Origin of the sequence: Mycobacterium sp. (assembly GCF_035653355.1) — a bacterium.
GTDB lineage: Bacteria > Actinomycetota > Actinomycetes > Mycobacteriales > Mycobacteriaceae > Mycobacterium.
The window spans coordinates 1-9,561 of the sequence record NZ_DASRBZ010000044.1 but is presented as its reverse complement, the minus strand read 5'-3'; the positions used below and the strand labels follow the sequence as shown (position 1 = coordinate 9,561).

General features: G+C 65.6%; 10 protein-coding genes and 1 riboswitch. Of the genes, 2 read left to right on the top strand and 8 right to left on the bottom strand.

The window, feature by feature from the left end; genetic code table 11:
• From VFA16_RS01345 to VFA16_RS01335, 3 genes are all read right to left on the bottom strand, one after another.
• Positions 1-1,293 (bottom strand): HNH endonuclease signature motif containing protein (locus VFA16_RS01345; protein ID WP_324966085.1); only part of this gene is annotated, 1,293 nt, incomplete at its 3' end.
• Positions 1,294-1,453: 160 nt separating this feature from the next.
• Positions 1,454-1,783: a hypothetical protein gene (locus tag VFA16_RS01340; RefSeq protein ID WP_324966084.1), complete on the bottom strand. Its 330-nt coding sequence runs from the start codon at positions 1,781-1,783 to the stop codon at positions 1,454-1,456.
• A gap of 58 nt (positions 1,784-1,841) precedes the next feature.
• Positions 1,842-2,066 carry a hypothetical protein gene (locus VFA16_RS01335; protein ID WP_324966083.1) on the bottom strand — a complete coding sequence of 75 codons (225 nt, stop codon included), beginning with the start codon at positions 2,064-2,066 and terminating at the stop codon, positions 1,842-1,844.
• Positions 2,067-2,207: 141 nt separating this feature from the next.
• Here VFA16_RS01335 and VFA16_RS01330 point away from each other — a divergent pair, with 141 nt between their 5' ends.
• Positions 2,208-3,455 carry a TetR/AcrR family transcriptional regulator gene (locus VFA16_RS01330; protein WP_324966082.1) on the top strand — a complete coding sequence of 416 codons (1,248 nt, stop codon included), beginning with the start codon at positions 2,208-2,210 and terminating at the stop codon, positions 3,453-3,455.
• Positions 3,456-3,524: 69 nt separating this feature from the next.
• Here the strand turns inward: VFA16_RS01330 and VFA16_RS01325 are convergent, their stop codons facing one another.
• Positions 3,525-5,009, bottom strand: coding sequence for an NAD(P)/FAD-dependent oxidoreductase (locus VFA16_RS01325; protein WP_324966081.1), 1,485 nt, complete (start codon positions 5,007-5,009; stop codon positions 3,525-3,527).
• 106 nt (positions 5,010-5,115) lie between these two features.
• Positions 5,116-5,493 (bottom strand): helix-turn-helix transcriptional regulator, encoded by a 378-nt coding sequence (locus tag VFA16_RS01320; protein WP_324966080.1) that lies wholly within the window; start codon positions 5,491-5,493, stop codon positions 5,116-5,118.
• Positions 5,494-5,633: 140 nt separating this feature from the next.
• Here VFA16_RS01320 and VFA16_RS01315 point away from each other — a divergent pair, with 140 nt between their 5' ends.
• Positions 5,634-6,083, top strand: a complete 450-nt coding sequence (locus VFA16_RS01315) for an HSP20 family small heat-shock protein (RefSeq protein WP_324966086.1) — start codon at positions 5,634-5,636, stop codon at positions 6,081-6,083.
• A 67-nt stretch (positions 6,084-6,150) separates the two neighbouring features.
• Here the strand turns inward: VFA16_RS01315 and VFA16_RS01310 are convergent, their stop codons facing one another.
• The 3 genes from VFA16_RS01310 to thiC all read right to left on the bottom strand — a co-directional run bounded on the left by VFA16_RS01310 (position 6,151) and on the right by thiC (position 9,358).
• On the bottom strand, positions 6,151-6,783 hold the full coding sequence (locus VFA16_RS01310) for an alpha/beta family hydrolase (RefSeq protein ID WP_324966079.1): 633 nt from the start codon (positions 6,781-6,783) through the stop codon (positions 6,151-6,153).
• Complete coding sequence (thiD, locus tag VFA16_RS01305; RefSeq protein WP_324966078.1) at positions 6,780-7,610, bottom strand: bifunctional hydroxymethylpyrimidine kinase/phosphomethylpyrimidine kinase; 831 nt, start codon at positions 7,608-7,610, stop codon at positions 6,780-6,782. The genes VFA16_RS01310 and thiD overlap by 4 nt, the downstream gene beginning before the upstream one ends.
• Positions 7,611-7,717: 107 nt before the next feature.
• A complete protein-coding gene (thiC, locus tag VFA16_RS01300) occupies positions 7,718-9,358 on the bottom strand; it encodes a phosphomethylpyrimidine synthase ThiC (protein WP_324966077.1) in 1,641 nt (546 codons plus the stop codon).
• Positions 9,349-9,458, bottom strand: a riboswitch (TPP riboswitch). It overlaps the preceding gene by 10 nt.
• Between the last annotated feature and the right edge of the window lie 103 nt (positions 9,459-9,561).

Genomic DNA, 9,561 nt, shown 5'->3' with positions numbered 1-9,561 from the left:
GGTGGGCCGGCACAGGCCGGGAAACAGCAGCGCGCTGCCCGGGGTGGAGACATAGGTGTGCCCTGAGGGCGCGGTCAAGATCAGAGTGCCGTCGGGCAACTGCTTTTCCCGCCAGCCCCAAAACGTCTTCACCAAATGATGGGTACGGCAATAACATTTCAGATTCGACGCATGCGTCGGCCCACCCTGGGCGTAGGGGATCGTATGGTCGAGGTCGCATTGCCGAGCCGGCTTGTCGCAGCCGGGCCAACGACAAGTCAGATCCCGGCAGCGCACAAAATCGGCCAGCGCCTTCGATGGCACATACCCCCGCTCCGGCGGGGCGTCGCCCGGATGCACCAGCGTCACCAGCTTGGCTGACTTGGCCAATTCTGTAAGGAGTTCCGGTGGGATGAGCCCATCGGCCGCCACCAGCGACCCCGCCGCCTCGCCGCTGCCATTGATGCTGGTTTGCTCCGCGATCAGGTGAATTGTCACCGGCGAGGCCGCCCGCCGCGTCCCGGCCACGCAGTCGGCGCGCCTGCAGCGACAGCCCAGCCGATCCGCGCCGGTCGCCAGCGCCCCCAGCGCATCAGCGCGGCGCTGGGCGCGGCTGCGCGGATCCTGATCACACACCGTGGCGGCCAGCGCATCCAAGCGCCGATCCAACGCCTGCGCGTCGATGCTGAATAGTGTGCCGTGGATCTCCGACATCCCGCCTTCGTCGCGAGGACCGATCCAGATCTCCCGGTCGGCCTGGCGTCCCGTGCGTCGGCGCACCGCATCGGCATCCGCCTTGGCGACGATCTGGTCGATCTGGGCCGCGAGCCGGCCCCGGGTCAGCGACGGCCAGCGCGGCACCTTGATCGCCAGCTCGGCGTCGACGGCGGCCAGCACGTCGGGGTCGGTGATCAAATCGGTGCGAAACACGATCGTCTGAAACAGCCGATAGTCGATATCGCCCGCTTTGAACACCGCGCCTGTCTTGGGTAGCCGCTCACGCATGGCCCGGGCATAGCGCAGCTGGCTGCCCGCCATTGCCTGGCTGATCCGCAACGCCGCGGCGACCTCCGCGGCCACCGCCTCCTCGGTGTCGATCGCCCACTCCTCGCTTTCCGAACACCGCGACAACCGGTAGCCGAACAACTGCCCGATCGCGGTCAGCTGCGCGGCCGCCGCCCGATTCTCCGCCCGCGAGGCCGCACAGATCTGATCCACCAGCGCCGTCGATTCCGGTGTGGTTGAGGGGTGACGCCGCTCCCACATCTCATCGAAGCGGGCGATCACCGCCAACCGCGCCTCGTCATCGAACATGTGTGCGAGTATGCCACCGGGGTCTGACAAATGTCCGCGTCGCTGGCCGCTGGAAATAACGGGCGACGTCTTGCGGGATGACGCTGAGACATGACCTGGAATACCGTTATGGCCTAGATACCGGCGGCCAGGCTGGCATCGACGATGACGCGCGTTCCCGCTACGAAAGCGAGGGTTCGTCCTCGGGTTTCGGTTGATGGTGCACCCAAGCGATCAGGAAAGCGGTGACCAGTAGCCACCCGAGGACCGCGGCCGGGATCGCCCAAACGCGACGCAGCAGCAGCGCGGTCCCGCATCGTTCGACGACGTGGCGGCCCTCGGGGCCGGCGAGAGCATCCGGTGAGATACCGGCGCTAAACCCTCTGCCGCAGCTGATTTGGACGCCGTACTGGTCGTACTGGTCGATGTAGACCGGCCACCACAGTGCCATCAGCCCCAACGCCACCAGCAGTGTGCCCGCGAGACCGGCAAGCAATTGACGATCGCGCACCTGCCTCCTTCCAGGAACTATGTGAATCCGGATAGGCCGCTGCCGTTAGCGGAAGAGCTCATGTCATGCAGACGTTGGCGAACAACAGCACCGGCCAGCTCACGATGGAGCCGAGGAACGACACCACTAGATCAATGCCGTGCATGTGGCGCAAATGCTCGGTATGGGTGGTCGACCAAATCGTGCCAATCAGTAGATATGGCGCCCCAAGGATCAACGCGATGCCGATCAGTTCGGCGATCGTGAGCTGGAAGCCGAGCACTCGGCGAGCTTTCTCCAGCATGGCCGTCCCTCCGACGGGTCCTCTAGCACATCCGCGCTTACGCAGACCTCTGCGAAGCCAAGCAAGCACCGCTTATGTTAATGACGATTCTGACTCTTCGGTAGGTCTTCGAGGCATCAATCGCCGCGTTAGGGTATGGCGATGCCCACCGCTCGCGCCGCCGCGGACCCACCGGTGGTTCGGCGGCGGCCCAAGGACCGCAAGGCTCAGATCGCCCGCGTGGCAGCTGAGTCGTTCAGCGCGCTGGGTTATCACGCGGTGAGCATGGAGGCGATCGCCGCCGAAGTGGGGATTTCAGCTGCCGCGCTGTACCGCCACTACGCGAACAAATACGACCTGTTCCGCGGCGCTGTTCTGAATCTCGGGCAACAGCTGGTCGACTGCACCGACTTCGTCGACGGTGAACCGGTCGACGCCGACCCGACGGCGACATTGGACCGATTGATCCACGCGCTCATCGACGTGACTCTGCTGAACCGGCAGTCCGGTGGGTTGTACCGGTGGCAGGCGCGCTACCTGCACGGCGACGACGAGTCGCAGCTGATGGACCAATTGCGGGTGGTCAACCGCCGAATTCAGCGGCCGCTCACCGCGATTCGGCCGTCACTCCGATCGCGAGAGCGCTGGACGTTGTCGTCCGGATTGCTTAGCGTCATCGGCAGCATCGTCGACCACCGCGTACGGCTACCGGCTGATCAGATCCGCGAGGTGATCGGAGTCGCCGCCACGGCGGTGCTGGCCGCGGAGCTTCCCGGCCCGGCAACTGCCATCAAGCGGCCGGCAGCATGGCGGATCTTCTCCCCGGACGCCGGTGTCTACGAGGCGTTGCTCCACGCATCGATGGTGTTGTTTCACGACAAGGGCTATCCAGAGACCAGCATGGCCCAGATCGCCGCGGCCGTCGGCATTCCGGTATCAGGCATCTACCGGTACTTCTCCGGTAAGGCCGAGATCCTGTCGACCGGTCTGCGCCGCGCCGCCGACCGGGTCTCTGCCCAGCTGTCGGCGGCGATGGATGGTCTCGCGGAACCCCGTGAGGTGCTGAACCTGCTGATCGAGGCTTACGTGGCAACGTCATTTGCTAACCCGGAGCTGGCCTCGATCTACTACACCGAGCGGGTCAACCTGTCACCGGCTGACCAGGAGTTGCTGCGCAACGTACAGCGATCGACCATCGACTCCTGGGTGCAGCTGCTGACCTCTACGCGAGAATCGGTGACCGTAACGCAGGCACGGTTTTTGGTGCACGCCGCGATGGCATTGGTGGTCGACCTGGGGCGGCTGGTCCACTACGAAAATTTGACCGACACCGCCTCCGACGAGTCGGCATACGCGCAGGCGTGCGTGCGAAAACTGATGCAGGCTACGCTGTTTGGCGATTGCGGATAGCGTTACCGGCCAGATACGCCAGGTAGCCGATCAGCCCGACGACGGTCCAGCTGCGGGTCTTTCGGTTCCCTAGGCGATCGTGTAGTCGCTCAACGGGAAACGCGACCCTTCCCGGACCGCGTTGCGCCTCGACGTGGGTCGCAGCAGGGTTGCCTCGCCGTGGTGGTTGAAGTAGTAGGACCGCGACGTGGCGCAGTCACCGCGGTAGAACACCGAGTTGTCGAGCGCCTTGGTCATCCGGTCCAGGAAACGCGTGTTTGCTTCTTCGGTGACCTCGAATGTAGTTGCGCCCCGGCGCTTCACTTCGCCGAACAGCCGGTCCATGTGCCGCATCTGGTATTCCATCGTGTTGAAGAACGAGAGCCCGGAAAAAGCGAATGGACTGGCCAGGCTCAGGTAGTTGGGGAAATACGGGATGGACACCCCTTGGTAGGCCTGGAACCTGTTCTCACGCCACCACTTTCCGAGGTTTCTGCCCTCTCGGCCAATCACCTCGATGGCCGGGAAGTTGGCATCCCACAGATCGAACCCGGTCGCCAGCACCAGGGTGTCGATGTGAGCCTTGTGGCCGTCCACGGTGACGATGCCGTCGGGTTCGATCCGCTCGATGCTGTTAGTCTCCAGATGCACGTGCGGTTTGGTGAAGGTGCGGTAGTAGTCGTTTGACCACGTCGGCCGCTTGCAGCCGAAGTCGTAGTCGGGTGTTAGCTTCTTGCGCAGTTCCTTGTCACGCACCGAGACGAAGCGGTTGATTTTCGCCAGGTCTGCCGCGGCGATGTTGAGCCGCCGGAACTGGCGGTAGTGCAGCACCGCAGTGACCGTCCCCAGCTCGAAAAGGGTGTCGGTGACCAGCCGGAAGGCTCGGTGCACCAACGGCACCCGGGCGAATACCTTCTGCAGCCAGGGCGGAATTGCGAAATCGACTTTGGGCACGACGTGGATCGCGGTGCGCTGGTAGACGGTCAGGTCGGCGACCTGCTTGGCCAGTTCGGGGATCAACTGCACCGCGGTCGCGCCGGTGCCGATGATCCCGACCCGACGGCCCGCGAAGTCGTAGCTGTCATCCCACGCCGTGGTGTGGATGATCTTGCCGTCGAAGCTGGTGATACCAGGGATGTCGGGCATATGCGGCTGAGACAGAAAGCCAGTAGCAGTGATCAAAAACCGAGTGGCCAGCGTTTCACCGCCATCCAACTCCACCAGCCAACGCTGCGCGTCCTCGTCCCAACGGGCGCCCTCGACGGCCGCGTTGAACCGCATGTAACGGCGCACGTCGTACTTGTCGGCGACCCGTTCGGCGTACTGCTTGAGCTCCGAGCCCGGAGCAAACAACCGCGACCAGTACGGATTCGGCTCGAACCAATACGAGTACGTCGTGGACGGGATATCAACGGCCAGGCCGGGATAGCGGTTGACATGCCAGGTTCCGCCCAGATCGGCCTCGCGGTCGAGGATGACGAAATTCTCGTAGCCGAGCCGCTTGAGCTGGATGGCTGCCCCGATACCACCGAAGCCCGCCCCCACGATCACGACGTCGAAGTGCTCGGTGTTCATATAACGAACCGTACCTTACTCGTGAGTAAGCTTCCCAAAGGCGCGCTAACGGTCAAGGTCGATGATACGGGCCGCCAACGAAGCTCCGGTACACCGCCCGGTGGCGCTATGTAGTGGGGCTTTTGTCCTCGGCGGTCTTGCTGCGGCGAGTATTGGCGCCGCCGCTTCGGCTGCGCTTGCCGGATTTCAGCCGCATGTTGGCGGCGCGCAGGGTGGCGTTGTCGTCCTCCAGGTCCAGGATTCGCGCGATGCCCGCGAGGTTGACGCCGGCGGCGATCAATTCGGTGATCCGCTGCAGCCGGGCCAGATCCTCGGCGCTGTAGCGGCGGGTTCCGCCCTCGCTGCGGGCCGGGGTGACCAAGCCGTGGCGTTCGTAGAGCCGCAGTGACTGTGCGCCCGCCCCGGACAGTTCAGCGGCCACGGAAATGCCGTACACGCCCTGGTCGGGTGCGGGCACACCCCCGGGCACGGGTCGATCGCTCATGGCAGCACCATTAGAGTCCCTCACAGAAAACCTATTTACCACACTTGCGCTGCTTTCGCATCAGTGCTATATCAAATCTGTATCACACGGCACAGATTTATGCCGAAGTGGACGTCAGATTGGAGCTAGGGGTGACCATGATGCTTATGCGTACGGACCCGTTCCGGGAGCTGGACCGCCTCGCCCAGCAAGTGCCCGGCACCGCGGCCCGCCCATCCGCCATGCCGATGGACGCGTGGCGTGAGGGCCACAAGTTCGTCGTCGAGTTCGACCTCCCGGGGATCGAGGAAGACTCGCTGGACCTCGGCATCGAGCGCAATGTGGTGACGGTGCGGGCCGAGCGTCCTCGCGTGGACCCGAACCACGAGATGCTGGCCGCGGAGCGGCCCCGAGGAGTGTTCAGTCGGCAGCTGGTGCTCGGCGAAAACCTCGACACCGACCGGATCGAGGCGTCCTACCACGACGGGGTCTTGCGGCTGGACATCCCGGTCGCCGAGCGGGCCAAGCCCCGCAAGATCACCGTCGCGCACGGTAACGGGCACCAGCCCATCGATGACAAGACCGCGCAGCGGGAAGCCGTGAACGCCTAAGTCGTCCGGTGGGCGACGCGGAGGAGCGATCCGCAACGGCAGCACCGATACTCGGCGCTGGTGTCACTCAGGACCGCAGTAGCTGCAGTGCCGTATCGACCGCGAGCGCGGGCACGTCGACGGCTTTGGAGCGCAAGTCGTGTCGGGCCCCGGTGATCTGCAGGACCTGTGTCGGCGCGGGTATCAATGCGGCGGCAGCGCGTATCCCGTCGGGCGTGCCGAACGGGTCGGACGTACCGTGGGTGAACACCGTCGGCATCGCGATGGCGGCCAGGTGCTCGGTGCGGGCACGGTCCGGCTTGCCCGGCGGATGCAGCGGATAGGAGAACAGCATCAGCAGGTCCGCCTGCGCGGAACCGTCTGCCACCACCATCGAGGTCAGCCGGCCGCCGTAGGAATGCCCGCCGGCGATCAGTGGCCCGTCGGCAAGGCCGCGGCACACCTCGATCGCCTCGACGATCCCGGCGCGGTCAGCGCTGCCGGAGCCCGACGGGGGGCCGGTCGGCCGACGCCGCCGGTAGGGCAGGTTGTAGCGCACCGCGAGCCAGCCGCGCCGTGCCCACTCGTCGCAAACCTGTTGCAGCAGTGACGATTCGCGACTACCGCCCGCGCCGTGGGTCAGCACCACGATTCCGTTTGGGTAGGCCGATGCTGCGCCGGTGGGCTCATGGGCGACACCGGCGATCTGGTCGAGGTTCACGACGACAGCCGAAACAGCGGAGACACCGGGCCGTGGCCGTGTCCGAGCGGATAAGCGGCGCGCAGGCACTCGGTCACCCAGCGTTTTCCGAACGCGACCGCGTCGTGAACCGAGTAGCCGTGTGCGAGCGCGCAGGCCACCGCGGCCGACAGTGTGTCGCCCGCGCCGTGGTCGTGGCCGGTATCCACCCGCGGTGAATCGAACTCGTGAAAGTCGTTGCCGTCGAACAGCAGATCGGTGCTGGACTCCGACGGCCGCAGGTGGCCGCCCTTCACGAGCGCCCACCGCGCCCCCAGCCCATGCAGGGCACGGGCCGCCTCCCGTTGTGACTGCGGGTCGACGACCTCGATATCGACGAGCAGCCGTACCTCGTGCAGGTTGGGTGTCACCAGCGTCGACAGCGGAAACAGCTCGGCCCGAAGGGTTTCCAGTCCGCTGGGCTCGAGCAGCGGATCACCGTGCATCGACGCGCACACCGGGTCGACCACCAGCGGCACATCCGGGCCGTGGTCTCGCCAGGCGGCAGCGACAGCCTCGATGATCTCGGGCGATGCCAGCATGCCGGTCTTGGCTGCGTGAAACCCGATATCGTGTGACACCACCTCGATCTGGGCGGTGATGACGCCGTCGGGAACCAAGTGAAAACCCCTGACCCCGACCGAGTTTTGCACCGTCACCGCGGTCACCGCGCACAGCGCGTGCACGCCGAGCAAGGCGCAGGTGCGGATGTCGGCTTGCAGGCCGGCGCCGCCACCGGAGTCCGAGCCGGCGATCGTCAGCACCCGTCGCGGCGTCTCACCGGGCGGCGGCAGGGGCAGGAACGTCACTGGGCTCGATGAGCGGCGACCCGCTTCGCCCGGCTCCGCCGCGCTTGCGGTCACCGCTGGGCTCGATGAGCGGCGACCCGCTTCGACCGGCTCCGCCGCGCTTGCGGTCACCGCTGGGCGATGGGCAGATACACCCGGTTGCCGTGCTCGGTGAACTCGCGCGACTTCTCGGCCATCCCCTCAGCCAGCACAGCTTCGATGTCTTCTTCGGTTTCCAGGCCGTGGGCGGCGGCGTAGTCGCGGACATCCTGAGTGATGCGCATCGAGCAGAACTTCGGGCCGCACATCGAGCAGAAGTGCGCGGTCTTGGCCGGCTCGGCGGGCAGCGTCTCGTCGTGGAACTCCCGCGCGGTATCGGGGTCCAGCGACAGCGCGAACTGGTCGTTCCAGCGGAATTCGAACCGAGCGGTGGACAGCGCGTCATCGCGTTTTTGCGCATGGGGATGGCCCTTGGCCAGATCGGCGGAGTGCGCGGCGATCTTGTAGGCGATCACGCCGTCCTTGACGTCCTTGCGGTCCGGCAGGCCGAGGTGCTCCTTGGGCGTCACGTAGCACAGCATCGCCGTGCCGGCCTGGGCGATGATCGCCGCGCCGATCGCCGAGGTGATGTGGTCGTAGGCCGGCGCGATGTCGGTGGCCAGCGGGCCCAGCGTATAGAAGGGGGCCTCTTCGCACAGCTCCTCCTCGAGCCGCACATTCTCGACGATCTTGTGCATCGGAATGTGCCCGGGGCCTTCGATCATCACCTGCGCGCCACGGGCTTTCGCGATCTTGGTCAGCTCGCCCAGGGTACGCAGCTCGGCGAACTGGGCGGCGTCGTTGGCGTCGGCGATCGAGCCGGGCCGCAACCCGTCACCCAGCGAGAACGTCACGTCGTAGCGGGCGAAAATGTCGGCCAGTTCTTCGAAATGCGTGTACAGGAACGACTCCTGGTGATGTGCCAGGCACCAGGCCGCCATGATCGACCCGCCGCGCGACACGATGCCGGTGACCCGCTTGGCCGTCAGCGGCACATATCGCAGCAGCACCCCGGCGTGCACGGTCATGTAGTCCACACCCTGCTCGCACTGCTCGATCACCGTGTCGCGGTAGATCTCCCACGTCAAAAGAGTTGGATCGCCTTTGACCTTTTCCAGCGCCTGATAGATCGGCACCGTCCCGACCGGGACCGGCGAGTTGCGCAGAATCCATTCGCGGGTCTCGTGAATGTCCTTGCCGGTGGACAGATCCATGATCGTGTCAGCGCCCCAGCGGGTGGCCCACACCATCTTGTCGACCTCTTCGGCGATCGAGCTCGTCACCGCCGAATTGCCGATGTTGGCGTTGACCTTGACCGCGAACGCCTTGCCGATGATCATCGGCTCGCTTTCGGGGTGGTTGTGGTTGGCCGGAATGACCGCTCGGCCGCGGGCCACTTCGTCGCGCACCAGTTCGGCGGGCATGCCCTCGCGGGCGGCGATGAACGCCATCTCGGCGGTGATCTCCCCGGCGCGGGCCCGCTGCAGCTGGGTGCCGCGGTCGCGCACTACGCCTGGGCGCGATGGCAGCCCGCGGTGTACGTCGATCACCGCGTCGGGATCGGTGTAGGGGCCAGAGGTGTCGTAAAGGTCGAAATGCTCGCCATTGGACAGGTGCACCCGCCGGAACGGCACCCGGGCGCCGGGGATACCGTCCACGTCGCGGTAGATCTTGGTGCTGCCCGCGATGGGGCCGGTAGTGACGGACGGGTCGACTGAAACAGAGGTCATGAGCATCTCCCTACGACGGCATTACCCGGTCAGGTTCGTACGGTCGACGGCCCCAGCCGTCCTCTCAGCGCACTGGGCGTGCGCTCCCGCGTGGATTTGATGGTGTCCACGCTAGCGCAGCACGACAGCGGTGCACACCCCGATGACGTTGGCCGATCGGAGCCTGTGGAATGTGGCTGCAAGATGCTCGGCATGGGATGATC